The sequence below is a fragment of the Thiothrix sp. genome (assembly GCF_028714775.1).
Lineage (GTDB): Bacteria > Pseudomonadota > Gammaproteobacteria > Thiotrichales > Thiotrichaceae > Thiothrix.
On record NZ_JAQTLS010000023.1, the window covers coordinates 15,443 to 36,320 of the forward strand.

Genomic DNA, 20,878 nt, shown 5'->3' on the forward strand with positions numbered 1-20,878 from the left:
TGGCATGAGGCTTAGCGGCCTAGTGTGCGCCTACCTTGCCGCCATTGTGCTGGTGGCATTGGCGTGGGGTTGGGCTGGGGAGTGGCAGGCCGGGCGGCATATCCGTACTGCCCTGCCCTCCACCACCATCAGCAGCGTCCAGCCATCCGCCATTGGTGGGCTGTACGAAATCAAGGCCAGCGGCAACACCCTGTACGCGGATGCCAGCGGGCGTTACTTGGTGGTGGGGCATATCTATGACCTGAAAACCGCCAAAGACCTGACCCAATCGGAAGGTGAAGCGGTGGCAAGCGCGGCAACAGGTGCGCCGGATACCCGCCAAGGGCAAGCCACTGCCACCGCAGGCCAAGCGGAGCCACAACCAGAACCGGAAGCTGCAACAGCCAACCTAGCCAACCGGATCAGTTGGTACAGCCTGCCACTGGAAGGTGCGGTGCATTGGGGCACGCCGGGCAAACCCAAGCTGGCAATCTGGTCAGACACGCATTGCCCGTATTGCCAGCAATTGCACCAAGTACTGCAACCGCTAGCCGCTGAGTTGGACATTTACGAAATCCTGTTCCCGGTACATACCGAAGCAAAACCTGAAATGGCAGCGGTGCTGTGCGCCAACCGCCCTAAAGCCGCGTTGGATGCCGCGTTCGCAGGCAATCCCCCGGCAATGGATGCCAATGCCAACCCTTGCTTGGGCAAGTTGGATGCGGTGGTGGCAACCGCACTGAACCTTGGCATTGGTGGCACACCCACCTTGGTGGCGGGTGACGGGCGGGTACAGGCAGGCGCGGGCAGCGCCCAACAACTGCGGGATTGGCTGCTGCAACCGGCAAGCCCCCCATAACTTTCATTTCCCCTAGCGCTTGGGGAGGCTTGCTTGGCGGGCTTCCCCTCTTTTTAACCGATTGGGCAGATACAAAAAATGGCACTGACACGGCACAACACACTTATCCCCCTCCTGCTGGTTTTGTCCAGCTTGGCAGTTTTGCCGGGCTGTTCCGTCTTGGGTGACATGAAACCGGCAAAGTTTACCTGCGGCCTGCCCAACGGGGTGGGCTGCAAGCCCGTCAGTGACGTGTACAAACTGTCCACCGCTGGCAGGCTCAAGGACAGCAAGGCGGCAACAAGCGCCAACAGCACGACCGGCGGCGGCATCACCTTTGCCACCTCCACTACCGATGCGGATGATGTCTTGGGTATTGGCGGCAATAAGGCCAGCAGCCATCCTGCCACCCTGCGGGCAAGCGCCCGTGTGCCAGTGGGGGGCAACAGCGGCGTACTGGAGACGGTTGCACCCGGCAACCCGATCCTGACCCGCCCGCGCCAAATCCGCATCTGGGTTGACCGTTGGGAAGACAAGGATGGCGACCTGCACGATGAAACCTACCTTTACCTGCGGTTGGACAGTGGGCGGTGGTTGCTGCAATGAGCCTAAGAAGACTGCGTGATTGGGTCAGCGCCCATATCCGCCAACTGTTCAAGGAAACCAGCCCGGCGGATGCCTATGCCGCCGGGGCAATGCCCGTTTCCATCAGGGAGGCCAAGCGGTTGGTGGATACGCACCGTCTGGCTGAACTGTTGCCGTATGAGGCGTATGACGAACAGACTGGGCTATTTTATGCCGAGGACAGCGTGGGCTTCCTGTTGGAGGTTGCCCCGGCGACAGCCTTGGGCGAGGCACAAATAAAGGTGCTGACCGGGCTGTTCACCCAAGGCTTGAAGGAAGGCACGGGCATACAGGTGATGCTGTATGCCTCCCCGGACATCCACCCCAAGCTGCAACGCTGGGCTGATGCCCGCACCAGCGGCGGCATTTTCCGCGAGCTGGCACAAAAACGCTTGGATTATTTGCAGCATGGCAACTGGCAATCGCTGTTGTCGGGACAGCCCATGCTGTTGCGGAATTTTAGGCTGTTCATGTCGGTGACACGCCCCTTGGGGGTTGCCACCCACGGCGGGGCTGACCCGGAAGAGGCCGCATGGCTGCGGCGTACCCGTGCCTCGTTCTTGGGCATCCTGCAATCGGCGGGTATGCCCGCCATAGACATGGATGCGGGGGGTTTGGTCAACCTGCTGGACACCATCCTCAACCCCAAAGACCGCCCGCGCCGCCATCTGGATTGGGATGGGCGGCATTTGCTGCGGGAGCAGGCGGTAGACCCTGACACGGTGCTGATGGTGGGGCGCGACAGCTTAGGGCTGGTGCATGAGGGGCATGAGGTGGAAGTGATCCCGTTCTCGGTGCGCCAGTTCCCCACGGCATGGCCTGCATGGCGGATGGGCGACCTGATCGGCGACCTGTTCAGCAACACCTTGCGTTACACCGGGCCATTCATCGCCAGTGTCACCGTTGATGTGCCTGACCCCATGGGTGCGGCGGGCAACGCCAAGATGAAGGCGGCACGCGCCACCCAGATGGCGGATTCCCCGGTGGGGAAATTCCTGCCGCAATGGCGGGAACGCAAGCAAGAGTGGGAGTTCGTTGACCGCATGTTAAGCGCAGGCCACAAAATCCTCGACACCCATTTCCAGTTGGTGCTGTTTACCCGGCAAGGCGACGCGGAACAGGCGTGCCAACGCGCACAGGCATTGTTTGAGTCACAAGGTTGGGTGTTGAGCCGTGACCGCTTTATTACGTTGCACGCCTTCCTGTCAGCCCTGCCGCTGATGTCGGGGCCTGCGTGGCACGGGGAGATGCGCAGGATGGGGCGTTTCCGCACCTTCCTTACGTGGTCAACCATCAACACCCTGCCGCTGGTTGGGGAGTGGCAAGGCACTGCCACCCCGCTGCTGCAATTGGTGGGGCGGCGTGGGCAACTGATGTACCTCGACCCATTCGACAATGAGAAGGGTAACTACAACGTGGCGGTTGCCGCGACCTCCGGGGCGGGCAAATCGTTCTTCACCCAAGAAATGGTCGCCAGCACCTTGGGCACGGGTGGGCGCTGCTGGGTAATCGACTCCGGGCGTTCATACGAGCAGTTGTGCACACTGGTGGGCGGGACATTCTTGGAGTTTTCTGAATCCGCCCATATCCGCCTGAACCCGTTTACATGGGTTGCACGCATGGACATGGAAATGCCGTTGCTGAAAGACCTGCTGGCGCTAATGGCATCACCCAACAAACCGTTGGACTCGGCACAAATGTCAGACCTTGAAACAGCGATCAAACAGGTGTGGCAGGCCAGCGGGAATGATGCTGACATCACCGCCGTGGCAGCATGGCTGTCCGCATCAGCTGACCAATCGGCGAAGGAAGTGGGAAAGATGCTGTACCCCTATACCCGCGAGGGGACATACGGGGCAATCTTTGATGGCAAGGCCAACGTTGACTTGGACAATGCCTTCGTGGTGTTGGAACTGGGCGAGCTGGATGCCAAACCCGACCTGCAACGGGTGGTGTTGCTGATCCTGATGATGCGCATTACCGAGGCGATGTACTTGGGCGACCGCCGCCAGCGCAAGCTGTGCATCATTGATGAGGCGTGGCGGCTGATGGGCAGCGGCAATGCGGGGGACTTCATCATGCGTGGCTACCGCACGGCACGCAAATTTGGCGGCGCATTCATGACCATCACCCAAGGGATTGATGACTATTACAGCTCCAACACCGCCAAGGCAGCACTGGCAAACTCCGACTGGAAATTCCTGATGCGCCAATCGCCAGAATCTATTGCGGCAGCACAACGGCAAGGGCAAATGATGATGGATGACAGCCTGAAAGAACTGTTGTTGAGCATTGACACCCAAGCAGGCCAGTACTCCGAAATCGCCATACTGGGGCCGGGTGGCACAGCGGTGGGGCGGCTGATCGTTGACCCGTTCACCGAAAAACTTTACTCGACCAAGGCGCAGGAAGTGCAGGCCATCCGTGACATGCAGGTGCGGGGCTTGTCCTTGACGCAAGCGGTTGGGCAACTGGTGGCGCAAAGCCGCAAACGTTAGGGGGATTAGCATGAAAATACTGGCAAGCGTCTGGGCATCCCTGAAGCCCATGGCAAGTGGCTTGGCTTTTGGATTGGTGGGCGGCTTATTGGCCTTGCTGGTTGCCCGGCTGGCCTTCCCACCACCGACGTTTATCGCCTTGGATTTGGCAGGCGTGGTCAAGGAGCAAGCCCAAAGCCTCGTGGCACACCAAGACATGGACGATGCAGGCAAAGCACAAGCCAGTGCCACCTTTGCCAAGCAGCTTGATGTCCAGTCCCGCGCCATGGCTGCGGATTACCATGCCATTGTGCTGGCAGCACCGGCAGTGGTGGGTGGCGTACCCGACCTTACCCCAGAACTCCGCCAGCGGGTGGCAGTGGCGATGGCAACCCAAGGGATCACCGCTGCTACCCCACCCTCTATCATGAAACTGGCAACACCTGTTGCCGCCCAACCTGTCCAATCTGGCGCGGCTGCCCCTGCACTGGCTAACCCCATGCAGGGTGCAACGCTTCCAGTTCCCCCTTCCAGCACCACACCCAATGCCTTTTGGGGAACCCCTGCCGTGGGTAGCGCCAGCCCGCAAGGGGGGCAACCATGAACCGCAAGGCGGTACTGGCACGTTTTGCCCGGCTGGTAGCACTGGCTGGCAGCATAGCGGCCTTGCTCTGGTGGGGGTCATGGCAGCTATCCCCATACATCCGCATCGGCATCAATGCCAGCGACAGCCTGCCCGGTTGGGTGTACGTGGCCTACCCCGGTGACAAGGCGCACCTGCAAGTGGGTGACACCATTGGTTTCTACCCAGCACCCAACCGTTTCTACCCACCCAGCTTCCTGTTTATCAAGCTGGTGGCAGGCATTGCCGGTGACAGGCTGACATGGGGCAAAGATTACCCCGCAGGGACAACGTTCTACATTAATGGGCAAGAATTTGGCAGGGCAAAGCCCCAAGCCCGCACGGGTGAGCCATTGCAGCACACCCCGGCAGGCACGGTTCCTGATGGCGCGGTGTTTGTCTGGACACCGCACCCGGATTCGTTTGATTCACGCTATGCCGACATGGGGCTGATACCCAACAGCCAAGTGGTGGGACGTGCACAGCGCCTGTTCTAAACCCAGCGTGTGGCTATTGCCTTGCGCATTGCTGTTGCTGCTGGCTGGCAAGCTGTTTGCTGCCCAGCCGTTGGTGGTGCAGGCAAGCACCGATTTGGGGGTGGTGGGCAAGGTCTACCCGGTTGCCGAACGCAGCTTTTTGGACGTGCTGATGCAGCGCCTGCAACAGGCACAAGCCTCCGGGGAGCTGGCAAAAATCGAAGGGGATGCCCGCCAAAAGTGGCAAAGTTACACGCAACAGCCCCCCGGCAAACATTTCCCGCGTGCGCCCAAGGCGCGTACCCGCACCCTCGACATGACCCTGACACTCGACCATGACTTGTCTGACCAAGACGGCAATGTGTTTGCCCCGGCAGGCACTACCATAAACCCCTTGGCGATGATGCAACTGTCCAAGGACATCCTGCTGTTTGACGCTACGGATGCGGCGCAAGCGGCGTGGGCGAAACAGTACATCACCACCAGCACCAAGCCGGTCAAACCGATCCTGACGGATGGCAAGGTGCTGGAACTGATGCAGGATTGGAAAACCCAACTGTGGTTTGACCAAGGTGGCTACCTCGCACAGCGTTTCCGGGTGGAATACGTGCCGGTGGTGTTGCACCAACGCGGGGAGATGCTGGAAATGCAGGAGGTATTAGTCCATGACTAAGCGCCTGACCCAACTGCTGTGTACCTTGCTGGCACTGCTGCTGGTGTTGCCTGCCCCGCTACAGGCCAACACCTGCAAGGGCAAGTTCCCCAACCCAATCACCGACATTTACTGGAAAGGCATTTTCCCGCTGCGCATTGGGCCACTCAATGCCAGTTTTGGGCAGGAAGATTCAGGGGACAAGCCGTCCCTCCTGTGTGCCTGCCCTGCCCCCGCGCCGCTGTTTATCCGTATTGGTATTGGGGTGAGCTTTTGGGAACCGGCGCGGGTATCCGAGGTGGTGAAAAAGCCGTTCTGCTCGCCGTTGTTGGGTGGGGTCACATTCGGTGATTTTGGGGTGGCGCAAGGCACGAACGATGCCAGCGGTGAACGTAAGGCCATGTACCACGCGCATTTCTATATCTATCCACTGCTGGCATGGATGAACCTGCTGACCTCAATCACCTGCCTGCAACCGGAAAGTTTTGACATGCTCTACATCACCGAGCTTGACCCTTTGTGGCAGGACGATGAGCTGAACATACTGATCAGCCCGGAAGCGGCCTTGTTTGCCAACCCCATTGCCCAAGCCGCCTGTGGGGTGGATTGTGCCGCCGCCACTGCCGGGTTCCCGCAAGACAAACTGTTTTGGTGTTCCGGTTGCCAAGGGGCGAACTACCCAATGGGTGGCAGCAGCCACCACCATACCGGCGGGGTGGAGTCTTCCACCTTGCTGACACAGCGGATGCTGACCAAGATGCACAAGCAATTGCTGGCACGCAACACCAGCACCAATGCCGCGATGTGCCAGACACAGCCCGCACCCATCGTGATGAAGAACCAGTACAAGCTCCAGATGCTGTACCCGATCCCTGCCACCAAGGGTGGGATACCCGGCAAAGGATTGAACACCTTTGGGCGCAGTACCCTCCTCAGCGGGGCTGGCAAGGAGTACCCGACCCGCGAAGATTTTGCTTACCTCATTTTCAGGAAACGCCTATGTTGCGCCTTCTGACCCTGCTATTGCCCGCCTTCCTGCTGTCTGGGTTGCCCACCGAAGGGCTTGGTGCGGATACGCACAGCCCGGATTGGCAGGCAACCCTCCAACGGCTCGACCAACAGCCCGTACAGCCCGGCACGGCAATGCCCGACATCAGCGCGATCATGCAGGCCGGGGCAAAGCAGCAGCAACAAGCCCAGTCTGTCATTGACAAATTGTTGGCAAGCGCCAAATCCCCTTCACAAGCCCCCAATGCGCCTGAACCGTTAGTGCCGCTGGTGTTTGTGTCGTTTTCTATGCCCGATGCCAGCCTCAAGCAACTGCTCAGTGATGCCGGGAAAATCGGTGCACAACTGGTGTTGCGTGGGTTGGTGGATGATGATGTGAAAGCCACTTCCCGCAAGCTATTGGCAGTCCAAGGCATTGACCCGCAAGCCACCGCATTACCTGCGGATAGGCAAGATGTGGCAGGCATGGGCATTGACCCCACCTTGTTTGAGCGCCTCACTATCCAGCAAGTGCCGACCTTCGTATTACCGCTTGAACCCGTACAAACCTGTGCGCAGGACAGCGGATGCCCGGCTTTCCGGCATGTCCGCCTCAGCGGGGATGTCAGCCTTGCTTATGCGCTGGAAAAACTGGGCGGGACGCTGGATAGCTACCCTGCCCTAAAACAACAAAACCAACAATGGCTGGATGCCTTGCAAGGGGGCAAACCATGACGGTGTACGGGCGCGTGGCTACCAGCCGGACTTTTGCCCTAAAACTGGCGGCATTGGCTCTGGTGTTGTGGCTGGTGCTGGCCTTGCAGTCCGCGTGGGCGGAAGGCATGACCCAAGCGCAAGCCTTGGATGCGGGCAAGCTTATGGGCAGCAGTGGCGCAAGCATTGCCCTGCCTGCGGTGGATGCCAACACCCTGCCGGGCTTCACCACCGCCAGTCCCCCCGAAACCGCCTACCAAAGTGCCGGGATCGGCTTGGAGGACACTGCCCGTTCGCACCTGTTGGTTGCCAGCCCTGACAGCCCGGAAGGGTCAACCTTCAACAGCATCACCACCCGCCCCACCTTTAGCCTTGACCGGGAAGACCCGTTGGTGAAGCACACCGACAACCTGATCACTGACGCGGAAAACAACCCCGGCACGGGCACAGGCACTGCCTGCAAAACCCTGACCATCAAAGACCCGCCGGTTGTTGGCACTGACACCTGCATGGAATACCTCAAGGCCGTTGACAACACCTGCAAGCGCACCTTGGGTGTGGCGTGTGCTGGGTGGGGGAACCCCACCTGCACCAACCCCGGATCGGTGAGCGCCAGTGGCTTTTACTGGTCAAGCAGTTTGCCCGCTGCCAGCATCAGCAACCGCATGGTGGGGGCAAACCTTGTTATCCGGGCATCGGGTGGTGAAGGTGCAGCCGCCTATTTCACCATCAGCAATTACTCCAATATCAAGTCCATCAAGGTCACTGCCCAAGCTGGGCTTGCCTACAGTTACGGGAGCTGGAATATGTATTTCCAGCGGCCACCGGGAGGTGGGGGATATTACAGCGTCGTCCCCAACGGTTCGGACATAAAATCCACCCTGTACAGTTACCCCCGTGTGACGATGGACTTTGCTGGGTCGGGTTGGGTGGATTTCACCGTTGAATTTAACAGCCCCTCCTGCACCTATGCCTGCACCAGTTGGCAAGACACTTGGACAAACGGCTGCGGGGCTTATGCCACCAACCCGCTGTGTGAGGCCAAATCCAGCACCTGCACCAACAGCAACAACCCCCGGATCGTGGATGGGGTTGCCGTCACCCGCACTTGTTGGGAATACACTGACACGTACCAGTGCTACAACGACACTGGCAGCAAGGGCGAAGATGACTATTGCGCGGAACTCCGTGCCGCAGGCTGCACCCAATCCAGTTCCACCTGCAACGATTCTGTATACGGGCGTTGTGTGGCGTGGGAACAGGCTTACCAATGCAGCGTACCGGGCAAAGACCGTACTGTGGAGGATTGCTCCGCCGCCAATTACTGCCAAGACGGCAACTGTTTTGATGGCGCTTATGAGGCCAACGGGGACTTTGGCGTTGCTGCCAGCAACCTTGCCGCTGCCGAGGCAATGGCAAAGGACTTTGACGGCAGCTTCAATATTTTTGCTGGGCAGGGGCTGACGTGCAAGCAAATGCCGTTTGGCTTCAAGAACTGCTGCAAGAATTCAGGCTGGGGCATGTCCATCAAACTGACCCAGTGTTCGGCGGATGAAAAAATCCTTGGGCAAAAGCTGGCAGCGGGCTTATGCCATTACGTGGGGGATTACAAGGACAACTCACTGTTCAGGAACCGTTACAAGTCGTTCTGCTGCTTCAACTCCAAGCTGGCGCGGATCATCCACGAACAGGGACGCCCTTATGTCCCCTTGGGCTGGGGGGATGCCAAGAACCCTGTTTGCCGTGGGTTCACGCCGGAGGAGCTGGAGAAAATTGACTTCAGCAAGATAGATTTCAGCGAATTCTTTGCGGATGCCTTGGCGAATGCGGACAAGGCCATCAAGCCGGGCAGCAGCGACCTTGGCAACCTGATCAAAGACAAAGTTATCCGGCTGTTGCCCAAATGACACGCAAGCACCACCATAACCCACCCCTCCCCCTATACCTGCTGCTGGTATTGTTGGCATGGCTGGCCTGTGCCTGCGTGCCAGTGGCAGCAGCTACTGGCCCAACAGGCACGGATGCCACAACCGCCGCCACCACTGTACCGGCTGGCACGGATGCCGCCGAAGCCCTGCCTACCCTACCCCCAACCCCGTACTACAAGGCTGGGGAAAAAGGCTGGTTTTGGTACGAGCAAACACCCACCAAACCTGCCAAGAAAAAGCCGCAGGAACCCAAGCCGGTGGTTGCCGCCGCTGCCGTGCCTGCCGCACCGTCCCCCAAGCCGGAAGAAGACCCTAATGACCCGTTGGTGCGCATGAAGCTGTTCCAAGAGGAGTTAGAGCGGATACAAGCGCGGGCAGTATTAGACCCGACCCCGGCAAACGTGCAGGCATTCATGCTCATCAATGCCCAAACCCAAGCGCGGGCAGGCAAATTCGCCGAAGTTTGGCAGCAGGTGCTGTTGGGCACGCCGCAACTGGATTACCGGCTGGTGAAACCCGTGGATGACGCCGCTATCCATGCGGTCAATGATGCCAAGCTGGTGATCAATGAGGAGGGGATGCGGGCAGCTTCCAAAGAATACGGGCTGTTTTTCTTCTTCAAGTCCACCTGCCCGTATTGCATCAAGATAGCGCCGGTCATTAAGCAGTTCTCAGCCCAGTACGGCTTCCATGTCGTGCCGGTTTCCTTGGACGGGGCGGGATTGCCGGAATACCCCGAATTCAAGAGTGGGCAACAGGCAGGCATTGCCCTGAAGGTGGAATCCACCCCGGCAATCTTCCTTGTGAACCCCAAAAAGCGTGACATCCAGCCGATCAGTTACGGTTACATCACTTGGGATGAATTGCGCAGCCGCATTTACACGGTGCTGAACAAGCACAGCGCCAACCCGTTGCAGGCGCAAGAACAACAATACAACCACTACCTGCAAAGCCAACCAACCCCCAAGGGGATGACACCATGAGCGAGAAACTTAAAAAAGCCCTGCAAGCCATTGCGCTGGCAACCCTGCTGTTGGGCATGGCCTTGCCCGCCACGGCAGGCAGCAGTTTGGAAGGCGATATGAATAGCTTTTTTGGCGACCTCAATTACGCCAATGTCACCCCAGCCGGTGAGTACCAAGGGCAAGGGGCAAGCTATTACACCGGGGGTTCCGTATTCCTGCGTGTCCCGTCGCGCAGCTACACCTTGGGGAGCATCCAGTTCCCTTCCTTCCGTGCCGGGTGTGGCGGGATTGACCTGTTTGCCGGTGGTTTTTCCTTCATCAACAAGGAACAACTGGTGGCGATGTTACGTAACATAGGCTCGGCAGCAGTGAGTTACGCCTTCATGGTGGGGATGCGTTCCTTGTCACCGCAACTGACCGCCACCTTGGAGAAGCTCCAAGATTGGGCGCAGAAGTTCAACAACTTCCAGATCGACTCCTGCGAATCCGGGGCGCAATTGGTGGGTGGTGCGCTGTCCATGTTCAGTAAGGAAAAGGGCGAGTGCATCACCGCCAAAACCAAGGGCGGCAGCAACTACGCCGATGCGCTACTGGCCTGCACCTCCGGGGGTGAGCGCAACAGCACCCTGAACAACAAAGACCCCAATGCGGCGGGCAATGCCATCAACGCCACCAAAGGCAACATCGCGTGGCGGGCATTGATGAAGAATGGCTTCTTCCAGACCAACACCGACATTGCGCAAGTGATGATGAACTTGTCCGGCACGGTCGTCACTTACAAGGACGGTGGTGGGGAAGATGCCCTGACGGTTTCCAACACCCTGCCCTCCATCCTGACGGATAACCGGGGGACGCAACTGCTCAATGCACTGCTGCGCGGTGGGAGTGTGCCCATCAAGGGCTGTGCCGATGGCAAGGGGGAAATGGAGTGCCTGCAAGTGACCTCCAACCTCACCATCGCCATTACCGAAAGCAATGGGCTGGTGAAGAAGGTGGAGACGATCCTCACCGCAATCAACAACAATATCATGGGTGACACCAAGCTGACCGCCGAACAACAGGGGTTGCTTGCCGCCACCTCCTTGCCGGTATTCAAGTACCTGACGGTGCAGGCGGCATTGCTGCCCTCCAGTGCCAGCAATGAGATCACCCAGTACGCCACCCTGATTGCCAAGGACATTTTGGCGACCTACTTAAGCGACTTGCTGGGCAAGATGGTGGCGGCTTCGGCGCTGCTCAAGGCCAATGAGAAAGATGACGACAAGCTGGCACAGTTCAAGCAAGGGCTACTGGATGCCCGTTCCGAAGTGCGCAGGTACAAAGATGATGTGGTGAAGGCATTCGACGAGTCATTGGCGTTCACCGAGCGTACCCAGCAGCAGGAAAAGCAGATCATCACGCGGCTGTCACCCAGCATCTTCAAATCCGTCATGTTTGGCACGAACTAAGGCAGGGGGTAAGCAACATGGCAAGCCCCACTTGGGAAGTCTTCACTTACGGCGGCGGTGAATACCTTGGCACGGTGTTCAACGCCGTCGCCGCGATCACCCAAAACAGCAACTACACCGGCCTGTTGGCAGTGGTGGCAATGGTGGGGCTGATTTGGGTGATGTTGGAGGGTGCATTCGGTAAGGAGCTTAACTACAAGTGGCTGCTGATCATGATCTTTGTCTACATGGGCTTCATGGTCCCCAAGGCCAATGTCACGGTGGTTGACCGCGTGAACCCGGCCTTCACCCGTGTGGTGGCGAATGTGCCGTTTGGGTTGGCGGCAACCGCCGGGACAACCAGCAAGATCGGCGATTACCTCGCCCGCACCTTTGACACGGTGTTTGCCTTGCCGGATGACCTGAGCTATTCCAAGACCGGGCTGCTGTTTGGGCAATCACTGGTGATGGCCTCCACCCGCTTTGAGGTGACGGATTCGCGCTTGGCGGCAAACCTGAGCGAGTTTTGGCAGGATTGCGTGTATTACGACATCCTGCTGGGGCTATATGAGTGGGATACCCTGCTGTCCGCACCCGATACGTGGTCATTCATCCAAAGCAACACCTCGCAATCCCGCAGTTTTGCTTATAAGGACAGTTCCGGGAGCCGCGCCAATATCCTGAATTGCCGCGCAGGGGCTGTATCGGCACTGACACCTGACTTGACGGCGGCACTGGCAACCGCCAAACAACATTACGGGCAGAAGCTGGGGAAAGGGGCAAACCCATCCGCCGCAGCGGCACAATTCGCTGCCGCGATGCCATCCTCTTACCAACGGCTCACGGGCATGAGCCTGTCTGCCGAGCAGACGATCCGCCAAGCGTGGATGGCGAATTCCATGAGTGGTGGCTTGCAGTCATTCGCCACACGGGTGGATGCAGGCGCTGCCGCACAGGACTTTGCTGTGGCACGGGCAGAAACCGAACGGCGCAGGACTTACGCAGTACTGGGGGAGCTGGCAGGCCGGGTACTGCCGCTGACCCGCAATATCTTTGAGGCGTTCATTTACGGGATATTCCCGTTTGCCTTTGCACTGATGCTGCTGCCTACAGCAGGCAAGGTGGTCATGAGCTACATCAAGGCAATGCTGTGGCTGCAACTGTGGGCACCGCTGTACGCCATCCTTAACCTCGGGGTGACGCTCTACAGCACCCATGCCGCCACCAGTGCCGTAACCACCATTGCAGGTGGCACGGCCTTGTCGATGGCGACCAATACTGGGCTGCACCAAGCCTTGGCGGATATGGGGCTGATTGCTGGCTACCTCTCCATGTCGATCCCGATGATCAGCTACATGGTAATCAACCAAGGTGGGGCAATGATGGCACAGCTTGCCGGTGGGGTGATGAACTCCTATGCAGCACCTGCCGCAAAAGGGGCAGAAGAAGCGACTACTGGCAACATCGCCTTAAGTAACAGTAGCCTTGGCAATGCCAACCACTTCGCACACAACACTGCACCGTCCAGCAACGTTGGTACGTTCACCCAAACTGATGGCATGGGGACAAGGAACATCTTTACCGGCGATGGTGGTGCGATAACCCAGCAGGCCGTCAGCAGCTACGCCATGTCGGCAAACATGAGTGATGCGGTCAAGTCGAGCATGGCAACACAGGCCAGCCAGTCCATACAGGCTGCGCGTACCGACGCGGTGGAACACATGGCGTCCTCATCGGCGGTATTCAGCAAGATGCAATCGTTCAACCATCAAGTCCAGCAGTCACTGGGGACATCGGATACCGCTACACAGCAGCAATCCACCCAATTGTCGCAATCACTCGACAAGATGCAGTCAGCCGCTGAAACCCTCTCCGCCCAAACAGGTTTGAGCTTCAACAGCAGTATGGGGCTGTTGGGGAGTATTGGTAAGGGGATCGGCTTATCGGGCAAAGCAGATGCCCAAACCAAAGAAAACTACGCCAAAGCCGCTGAGGTCGCCGAACAGACTGGCTTTAAGGAAAACTGGCAAACAGCTACCCAGTTGTCCAGCCAATTGGCTGCCACCAAACAGGACGGGGTTTCGGATGCCGCCGCCAATAACCTCCAAGCAGGTATCCAGCAAAATGATGCACTGGCCCAGAAGGCCGCAGCATCCCTCCAACGCTCCGAAAGTTGGTCACAGGTACAGTCACGCATGGAGGAACACGGGATTTCCTTCAGTGGGGACATCAGTAATGCAGTGCAAGATGCCTCGGGCATGTCCCGCACTGAGTTCACTGCCCTTGAACAGCGGGCAGAGCGGGGGGACATGCAGGCAAACCAGCAACTCAATGGTCTGGTGGATCGGTTTGTGGCGCAGCATGGTGGTGAATTGGTGGGGCTGCAAGGTGCTGCGGCAGACAGCGCCGTGCATAACTTCAATGCAGCCAACCAAGCCGATATCACCGCACAAGGCCATTCCGGCATGGATGCCTTGCAGGCCGAAGGTACGGGCAAGCTGGGGCAAGCCACGGGAGCTGCCAATTTGGATGTGGGCAGCACTTCGCCTGCTGGCTATCAGGCACTCAGGGGGAATACGCAAGCGGGCATGGCAGATACCCAAGGGACAATCCAAACAGGCAAAGCCAGTTTACAGGGCGAACATGACCACAAGGCGGCATTAATCGGTGACATGGCAAACCGTTCTGCATCTGAGGCGGGTTTTGAGCGCACCTCTGATAATGTATTGGCGGCAGTACCGGAACCTGTCGGTGATGCGCTCAAGTTTGCCAATAAGGGTTTGGTGGACATCGCCGCCACCGCGTCAGGGCTGTCCCAAGGGATTGCGGGTGCTGTTGGACGTGCTGCCACAGGCCGGGAACAGGATTGGGGTACGGATTATGGGGCTGGCTTTAACCGGGTTGTTGGCAGCGATATGTTAAGTGCATCTGAAAATGGTTCTACCCAGCAAATCAGGGGTGAAGTGTTTGGTAGCAGGGCAGAACACCAACCCCAGCAATTCCAATGGGGGGCTGGTGGCAGTCATCACCCTACGGCATCGTCCGGTGATGTGGGAGGGACAGTGAACAAAAGCCTCCCAGCAGAAGCACGGGCATTGCTTGATACGATAGCAGGTACTGAATCACCCGGTTATAACGTCATTTACGGTGGGCAACGTTTTGAAAGTTATGATGACCATCCGCGTATTCCTGTAAGGATTGAGTCAGGGCCGAATGCAGGCTTGGACAGTACGGCTGCTGGACGTTATCAAATGCTCCAAGGTACGTGGGATAAGCAGGCGGGACAGTTAGGCTTAAAAGACTTCTCACCAGCCAACCAAGACGCAGCGGCTTGGAACCTTGCCCAGCAAGATTACCACCGGAACACGGGTGGGCGGGATTTGTTGGAGGATTTGCGTTCTGGTGATCCTGACGACATTGCGCGGGTAGGCCGTGCCTTGAGTCCCACTTGGACATCCTTGCCATCCGGCATTGAAGCAGGAACAAATGAGGCCAAATTTACCAAGGCGTTTACAGGGAACCTCAACACATAGTAAGGCGGATACAGCGTTATTCCACGATTGCTTGGACTCTCGCCAACGCCTCATCAACAATGTAACTGGGCACTGCTTCCACAAAGCGTGCCTTACGCGCCGTGTAATCAATGGTGCGGGGTTGGTTACACATGACAACACCTTGGGTATCCATGCCAGTGTTCATCAACGGTACGGCAAAACCGGCAAAGCGTGACTGGTTGCCGCCTTGGGTAACAGGGCATATCACCATCAAGCCTGACTGGTTGAATGTCTTGGTGGATATGACCAGAACTGGCCTTCCGCCTTGTTGTTCCTTACCAAGGGTGGGGTTCAGGTCAGTGAACCAGATTTCACCACGTTCAGGTGTCCGCATCAGATGTCCTCCAAGCCAACAGGGGGGGCATCCAACCACTCACGTTCTTCTTGGCTAATAGGTTGTGACAAATCACACTGGGCCATCAACTCACCTAAAGAGTAGCGGGGTTTTACCCTTGGTATTATCACCAACTGCCCATTCTGGACGTTGACATTGACCTGTGAACCCGCATGAAGCCCCAGTAATTCCAACACCCGTTTGGGTATAGCCATCACGATTGAGCCACCAACAGCCCGCAATGTTGCTGTAGCCATACTTTGGTATCCTCACCACTTAAAGGTTATACTTTAGTATAATTTACTGGGTTCAGCAATCCCCGCCCATCCTAACTGCCCCTCCTGAACCAACCTGTATAAGCTGGAACGGTGTATCCCATATTTCTTTGCCAGCGCCGCCTTGTTGACGCCCGGTGTATTAAACTCCTGCCGCAGCAACTCAAGTTCTGCCGCAGCCAACTTGTCTTTGCGCCCAAATTTCACGCCAGCCGCCTTGGCCTTCGCCACACCTTCGGCAATGCGCCCATTGATCAGGCTACGGTCAAATTCTGCCACAGCCAACATTGTCTGGTACATGCCCGCTTGGGATGAACTGTCTAGCCCCTGATCCAACACCACCAACCGTACTTGCTGTTGGCTTAGCTGCTGGCTGACCTGCCCTAGCCCGTGCAGGGAGTGGGCTAACTGGCTGAGGTGCGTGACTACTAAGACATCACCTTGCTGTGCATATCCCAGTGCCTCCGTCAGTTCCGTGTGCCCTGCCCTACCGCCAGCACTTTCCTTTTCTTGGAACAGCCTTTCACAGCCATACTGCCGCAGCTTCCCTATCTGCACCTCCAGACCTTGCCCAGAATTGTCCCTTGCATACCCGATGAGCATTATGAAACCATCTCCACCATCCGCCCCAGCACCCGCTGGGCAAACTCCGGTGCGGCCTGCTTTGCCGCCTCCATCGTCAGGAACCCGGTGGCACTGAACCCCAGATAGCGCAGCCCAAAGCGGTCGGCATCGTCATCCTCCTTGATTACAATCATTTCCTGCCCGGCGAACAAGGCACGTTGCATTATCTTGTCACTTGCACCGCCCTCCCCTCGCCATGCCTGCTGGGGCGCTTCCAGTGTCCATTTCCCTGCCGCAGAAATATGAATCTGCATCTGCGTATTGGCTGTTTCTGTTTCATGCCTGTTTGCATTGCCTTGACCTGCCAAGAGCCAGTCAAACGACACCCCTCTCAGGAATAAACGCTCACACTCCGCATAGGGGATCGCTTTCCGCCGCCTCCAGTTTCCTACTGTAGACCGAGGCAGTCCATACATAGCCGCATAGGCTGAGTCGCTGGATACGCCACTAACGAGTAGCATCCTGTCGATTACAGCATCTGCATCCGGCTTCCATATCCCTGCATCAGTAACCTGTATATCCACCTTTACCCTCCTTTGGCTAAATCAAAACGGGCTGGAAAAATTATCTGTACCACCCATTCCCACCACCAACTTACCACCCGGCGCATCCCAGTAAATGTCTGGCGGTTCTGCTGATGCCAAGGGCAAATAGGGCTGTGACAGTGTGATGGATACTACACCTGACCAAAAAACATGGGGTATCTCCCATTTCCTTGCATCCTTGGAAAGGTAGGCTGTGACAGGCATGGGTTCCCGCCCAAGGACATCAGCCACCAGTGCATAGAGCGGTGCATGGGCATAGCTGGTATTTCCCAACCGGACTAAAACGACTTGCTTTTGCTCCCCATCATGGGCAACTGACGCATGTTTTATTGTGCCGCCGCAGACACGGCAAGTAACGTGGCCTTCATCCGCCTCATCCCAACTGAACACCGTACCATCAAGGCAGTGGCAACCGACCATCGAGGGTGGATTGAACTGGTAGTTATCAACCATCCCATAGTTTGCATAGTTTGGGTCATCAAGAAGGAAACCGTCATCAAGGTCTTCAAAGGCGTTCAATGACCGATGGTTTTGGTACAAGAAAATTTCTTCCAAATCATATTGGGAACATGGCTGGCATCCAAGAACCTCACCTTCGACCATTTCTGCCGGTACGCGCAACGTGACGTTACCATTAGTGGCATAGTAGTACCCATCCACCAAGAATGGCGTAACAAACGGAGAATTTGACCCTACCCCGCAAAAACGCCCTAACATTTCTGCATCCATTGCCTGTTTCCCTATGAGATTAGTCATCTGTAGACTCAAGCTGTCCCGGAAGTGAAAGGCTTATAGGGCGCTTATCTTCTTGGAACTGCTGAGCCTCAACTTGCCGGAGAATATCCATGGCAAGGTTAAACGCCTCCTTATGGTCAACGATCACCAGGGTTACGAAGTCAGGCCACTGGCTTTTCCCTTCTTCAACCATTTCATGCCCGCCATTAAGTACCAGTCGTTTGAATTCAGCCATGACCTGTTCCTCATAATGCAAATAAAAAAGGCTGCCAGCCCTTGGAGAAACACCGCTGCTGCCCTTGGGGGGCTTACGCATAAGAGTTAAAGCCTCAGCCAGTAGCACTGGTTGCGACCAATGCCTATCATGTTAGGCACCAACTGTCCTATAAATATTATATAATTTCAAGACGAATTAGACCAATGGTTTTGTTGCCCTATCACAATGAGGCAGAATATTACCTGAACCTGTTGAGTGAAGCGCACCCACAGCCAATCAAGGCTGCATTTGCACCATCTTCCATCGCCACCGCTTCCGCATTCAAGGCACGACTGCTTTCCTCCGCGCTAATGGATACCCGTTGACCTTTTTTCAGCCAATGTGCCACTTTCGCCTTGAACGGGATGATTCACTGTATTCGATTGTGCAGAGGTGTCCCTGTAGCGACGTTTGCGACTGGCGAAGCAGGTACGGCGAATGCAGTGCTGTTTGCGGTAGCAATGTTGGCGAATAACGACCCGGTTGTGGCGGAAAAGCTGAAGAAATTCCGCGAAGCGCAACGCCAGAGCGCGATGGCTATGAAACCTCCACCAGAATAACTTGTCATGTGCCGTTTGGGAGGATGTGAACAAAAGTGTGGCTTTAGCCATCCATTGCGCTCCGAACAACCCCTCATCCCCCAACCCCTTGAGGGAGAGGAACTGGGGTGGGGGGGGGGGGTAACGGCGAAGCCGGATGAAGAAAGTCACACTTTTGTCCACACCCATGTAAAGGTTGCCGCTGCTGTCCATCACGACAAATAATTTAATTTAGTGACAGATAAAAAAGCGGCGGAACAGCTCAACACTGCCCGCCGAATATTGCTAATAGCGACTCATGAAAAGGTATTTAGTTACCCATCTTCACGCCCAAGCCGTCATCAATATATTTCTGCAAGCGTGCGGTGCGGGTATCGGTCAATTCCTTCAACACCTCGTTGCGTAACATACCTTCCATGCTGCCCCAGCAGTTACCGCCTTCACAGGCAAACTGTGCTTCGACTTCGGCATCGCGGAAAGCAACCCAAGCTTTTTGGGCTTTTTTCAGTTGGGCGGGTACCTTTTCTTCATGCTTGTGTATGGACATCAATGCTTGCCACGTATCGTTCAGCTTTTTGTCTGACGCGGCGTAAGCATCCGCTGCACATTGGCTCAATTCGGCTTGGTTGCCATTCGGGTTGCACTTGAAAGCGGGTTCTGCTGCACCAGCACTCGCCGCGCTTTCTATTGCACCAGCGGTTGCCGCAGTCACAGAGAACAGCAGCAGGGTTGCACCGATAACGGTGTTTAGGATTTTCATTGGGGTATTCCTCGTGTGTGTAAATTTACTGGACTGGCACGCTTCCTTGATGCCCGTTCGGAAAAGAAACCCCGCATTGCGGGGTTTCCTAGTTTCATCCAAGGGTATTTAGTTGCCCATCTTCACGCCCAAGCCGTCATCAATGTATTTCTACAAACGTGCGGTGCGGGCATCGGTCAATTTCTTCAACGAATTGTAACATTCAGCGAATATTTATCATCGTTGGGTGAACGCATAAGCTGAAATACGTTAATTTGATAAGTCTTCTTTTTCGTTAAAAACTCGAAGTGGTCGCGTGCATCACCAACATCCAAGATAGTTGCAACGGTATTTTTGTCACGCGAAGTTACCGTAACATCCATCGTTTGATTTGCCCCTGTCGCTACAGTGTAGCATTGGGTGGCTTCTGGTTTAATAGAGCCATTAACCGTTCCAGAAACATGTCCACGCTGAAATTTTATTGGTGTGCATTTATTTGAAGTGTTCTGTGTGGTTTTAGCCGATGATGCCAGTGTTACACGGATTTGGGAAAGCGGAACTGTTGTTTTGTACAGTACATCAACTCTTTTTAGTTCTTCACTACTACTTCCATCATTTAAAAGTAAGGCCATTTTACATTGCCCCTTTTTTAATGTGGTAACACCATCAGACCCTTTGACATCCATGTCAGAATAAGGGGAGGGGAGGTCATTTCTGGCACTTTCCATGACAGCCAAATAGACTTGTTGGTCATCGCAAGCTCTAGGCTCTGCCGCACTAGCACTAATACTAATACCAACCAATACAGCCGCAGCCAAACCATTCAGAAATGCCTTATTCATAAATCACCGTTAAATTAGAAAATTATTAAACAATCACCGATAAACTTTTTACTGGACTGGCACACATTCCTTTGTTCCAGTCTTAGTGAGTTTTCTAGTTGACAGATTGAGTTGCACTTGCTCGGCAAGCACCACATCCGGCATCATTGCCTTGAGTGCGTCGCTGGCGTTGGGACATTCGGTGATCGACTTGACTGGTCCCAGCGGTTGCAGGAAAGACAGCGTTGCGCCGTTTTTCAGGGTCATTTCCCCCTCATAAGCACTGCTGTAGGGAGGTTTGGTGGTGTCGCTGAGGTCAGTGATAGCCAAGGTTCTGCCACTGGAGCCAGTGCCGTTATCAAGAAACAAGTAGTTGCCTGACAGACCTGCAAACGAAACCGCATCGCTGTTATCGTCTAATCCCCTCTTTAACTCAAACAGTGTTGCTGACTTGGGGTCGCATGAAGTCCCCTCGCCTTGGCGTGCCGTTACCCGAATGTCCTCGCCCACTGCGTCCGTGGGTACTGTCGTTTGGACGAGGTATTTGCCGTAAACATAGCAAGTGCTGGTATCGGACTCCTGAATAATGGGGGATTCGGTGCCTTCGATGCCGTAAGGCGTACCCGCTGCCCACAGGGAGGATGGCGTTAATATGGCGAATAGCCCAGTCAATATGACCGAGCGTAGCGTATTCGTGTGTGTGGAAAATGATTTCATTGAAAATATCCATTAATGCAAGCTGAATGACCATTCATTATACAGCCGCA

General features: G+C 56.2%; 23 protein-coding genes. 14 read left to right on the forward strand and 9 right to left on the reverse strand.

Translation table 11 applies throughout. The features are described from left to right. The first annotated feature begins 4 nt into the window (after window positions 1-4). The 12 genes from PHE17_RS17710 to PHE17_RS17765 all read left to right on the forward strand — a co-directional run bounded on the left by PHE17_RS17710 (window position 5) and on the right by PHE17_RS17765 (window position 15,222). Window positions 5-838, forward strand: a complete 834-nt coding sequence (locus tag PHE17_RS17710) for a DsbC family protein (protein WP_301017241.1) — start codon at window positions 5-7, stop codon at window positions 836-838. A gap of 78 nt (window positions 839-916) precedes the next feature. Continuing rightward, on the forward strand, window positions 917-1,423 hold the full coding sequence (gene traV / locus PHE17_RS17715) for a type IV conjugative transfer system lipoprotein TraV (RefSeq protein ID WP_301017242.1): 507 nt from the start codon (window positions 917-919) through the stop codon (window positions 1,421-1,423). Then, entirely contained in the window at window positions 1,420-3,939 is a 2,520-nt protein-coding gene (traC, locus tag PHE17_RS17720; protein ID WP_301017243.1) for a type IV secretion system protein TraC, read from the forward strand. Before traV ends, traC begins: the two co-directional genes overlap by 4 nt. Window positions 3,940-3,949: 10 nt before the next feature. Further along, complete coding sequence (locus PHE17_RS17725) at window positions 3,950-4,522, forward strand: TrbI F-type domain-containing protein (RefSeq protein ID WP_301017244.1); 573 nt, start codon at window positions 3,950-3,952, stop codon at window positions 4,520-4,522. Continuing rightward, window positions 4,519-5,037, forward strand: a complete 519-nt coding sequence (locus PHE17_RS17730) for a S26 family signal peptidase (protein ID WP_301017245.1) — start codon at window positions 4,519-4,521, stop codon at window positions 5,035-5,037. Before PHE17_RS17725 ends, PHE17_RS17730 begins: the two co-directional genes overlap by 4 nt. Then, window positions 5,018-5,689, forward strand: a complete 672-nt coding sequence (gene traW / locus PHE17_RS17735) for a type-F conjugative transfer system protein TraW (protein ID WP_301017246.1) — start codon at window positions 5,018-5,020, stop codon at window positions 5,687-5,689. Before PHE17_RS17730 ends, traW begins: the two co-directional genes overlap by 20 nt. Continuing rightward, entirely contained in the window at window positions 5,682-6,683 is a 1,002-nt protein-coding gene (locus tag PHE17_RS17740; protein WP_301017247.1) for a TraU family protein, read from the forward strand. Before traW ends, PHE17_RS17740 begins: the two co-directional genes overlap by 8 nt. Further along, window positions 6,668-7,390 (forward strand): type-F conjugative transfer system pilin assembly protein TrbC, encoded by a 723-nt coding sequence (gene trbC, locus PHE17_RS17745; protein WP_301017248.1) that lies wholly within the window; start codon window positions 6,668-6,670, stop codon window positions 7,388-7,390. Before PHE17_RS17740 ends, trbC begins: the two co-directional genes overlap by 16 nt. After that, window positions 7,387-9,276 carry a conjugal transfer protein TraN gene (locus tag PHE17_RS17750; RefSeq protein ID WP_301017249.1) on the forward strand — a complete coding sequence of 630 codons (1,890 nt, stop codon included), beginning with the start codon at window positions 7,387-7,389 and terminating at the stop codon, window positions 9,274-9,276. The genes trbC and PHE17_RS17750 overlap by 4 nt, the downstream gene beginning before the upstream one ends. After that, the gene (locus PHE17_RS17755; RefSeq protein ID WP_301017250.1) at window positions 9,273-10,280 is read left to right on the forward strand and encodes a conjugal transfer protein TraF; all 1,008 of its coding nucleotides are present in this window, start codon (window positions 9,273-9,275) and stop codon (window positions 10,278-10,280) included. Before PHE17_RS17750 ends, PHE17_RS17755 begins: the two co-directional genes overlap by 4 nt. After that, window positions 10,277-11,710, forward strand: a complete 1,434-nt coding sequence (locus PHE17_RS17760; RefSeq protein WP_301017251.1) for a conjugal transfer protein TraH — start codon at window positions 10,277-10,279, stop codon at window positions 11,708-11,710. Before PHE17_RS17755 ends, PHE17_RS17760 begins: the two co-directional genes overlap by 4 nt. A gap of 17 nt (window positions 11,711-11,727) precedes the next feature. Then, complete coding sequence (locus PHE17_RS17765; protein ID WP_301017252.1) at window positions 11,728-15,222, forward strand: conjugal transfer protein TraG N-terminal domain-containing protein; 3,495 nt, start codon at window positions 11,728-11,730, stop codon at window positions 15,220-15,222. Window positions 15,223-15,238: 16 nt separating this feature from the next. On the opposite strand, the gene PHE17_RS17770 is transcribed toward PHE17_RS17765, so the two are convergent. The 6 genes from PHE17_RS17770 to PHE17_RS17795 are packed head-to-tail and all read right to left on the reverse strand — an operon-like array spanning window position 15,239 to window position 17,991. Further along, entirely contained in the window at window positions 15,239-15,577 is a 339-nt protein-coding gene (locus tag PHE17_RS17770; protein WP_301017253.1) for a type II toxin-antitoxin system ChpB family toxin, read from the reverse strand. Beyond that, the gene (locus PHE17_RS17775) at window positions 15,577-15,834 is read right to left on the reverse strand and encodes an AbrB/MazE/SpoVT family DNA-binding domain-containing protein (protein ID WP_301017254.1); all 258 of its coding nucleotides are present in this window, start codon (window positions 15,832-15,834) and stop codon (window positions 15,577-15,579) included. The genes PHE17_RS17770 and PHE17_RS17775 overlap by 1 nt, the downstream gene beginning before the upstream one ends. Window positions 15,835-15,867: 33 nt before the next feature. Beyond that, complete coding sequence (locus tag PHE17_RS17780; protein ID WP_301017255.1) at window positions 15,868-16,455, reverse strand: recombinase family protein; 588 nt, start codon at window positions 16,453-16,455, stop codon at window positions 15,868-15,870. Continuing rightward, window positions 16,455-17,000 carry a helix-turn-helix domain-containing protein gene (locus PHE17_RS17785; RefSeq protein WP_301017256.1) on the reverse strand — a complete coding sequence of 182 codons (546 nt, stop codon included), beginning with the start codon at window positions 16,998-17,000 and terminating at the stop codon, window positions 16,455-16,457. The genes PHE17_RS17780 and PHE17_RS17785 overlap by 1 nt, the downstream gene beginning before the upstream one ends. 21 nt (window positions 17,001-17,021) lie before the next feature. Then, window positions 17,022-17,777, reverse strand: a complete 756-nt coding sequence (locus PHE17_RS17790) for a hypothetical protein (protein WP_301017257.1) — start codon at window positions 17,775-17,777, stop codon at window positions 17,022-17,024. Next, window positions 17,770-17,991, reverse strand: a complete 222-nt coding sequence (locus tag PHE17_RS17795; RefSeq protein WP_301017258.1) for a hypothetical protein — start codon at window positions 17,989-17,991, stop codon at window positions 17,770-17,772. Before PHE17_RS17795 ends, PHE17_RS17790 begins: the two co-directional genes overlap by 8 nt. Window positions 17,992-18,176: 185 nt before the next feature. On the opposite strand from PHE17_RS17795, the gene PHE17_RS17800 reads away from it, so the two are divergent. Together PHE17_RS17800 and PHE17_RS17805 are read left to right on the forward strand one after the other, a co-directional pair. Further along, complete coding sequence (locus PHE17_RS17800; RefSeq protein ID WP_301017259.1) at window positions 18,177-18,338, forward strand: hypothetical protein; 162 nt, start codon at window positions 18,177-18,179, stop codon at window positions 18,336-18,338. Window positions 18,339-18,395: 57 nt separating this feature from the next. Continuing rightward, window positions 18,396-18,572 carry an AIR carboxylase family protein gene (locus tag PHE17_RS17805; protein ID WP_301017260.1) on the forward strand — a complete coding sequence of 59 codons (177 nt, stop codon included), beginning with the start codon at window positions 18,396-18,398 and terminating at the stop codon, window positions 18,570-18,572. A gap of 289 nt (window positions 18,573-18,861) precedes the next feature. Here PHE17_RS17805 and PHE17_RS17810 read toward each other — a convergent pair whose 3' ends face one another. The 3 genes from PHE17_RS17810 to PHE17_RS17820 all read right to left on the reverse strand — a co-directional run bounded on the left by PHE17_RS17810 (window position 18,862) and on the right by PHE17_RS17820 (window position 20,828). Further along, window positions 18,862-19,311, reverse strand: coding sequence for a lysozyme inhibitor LprI family protein (locus tag PHE17_RS17810; protein ID WP_301017261.1), 450 nt, complete (start codon window positions 19,309-19,311; stop codon window positions 18,862-18,864). A gap of 185 nt (window positions 19,312-19,496) precedes the next feature. Then, the gene (locus PHE17_RS17815) at window positions 19,497-20,132 is read right to left on the reverse strand and encodes a hypothetical protein (RefSeq protein ID WP_301017262.1); all 636 of its coding nucleotides are present in this window, start codon (window positions 20,130-20,132) and stop codon (window positions 19,497-19,499) included. Window positions 20,133-20,180: 48 nt separating this feature from the next. Continuing rightward, complete coding sequence (locus PHE17_RS17820) at window positions 20,181-20,828, reverse strand: hypothetical protein (protein ID WP_301017263.1); 648 nt, start codon at window positions 20,826-20,828, stop codon at window positions 20,181-20,183. Between the last annotated feature and the right edge of the window lie 50 nt (window positions 20,829-20,878).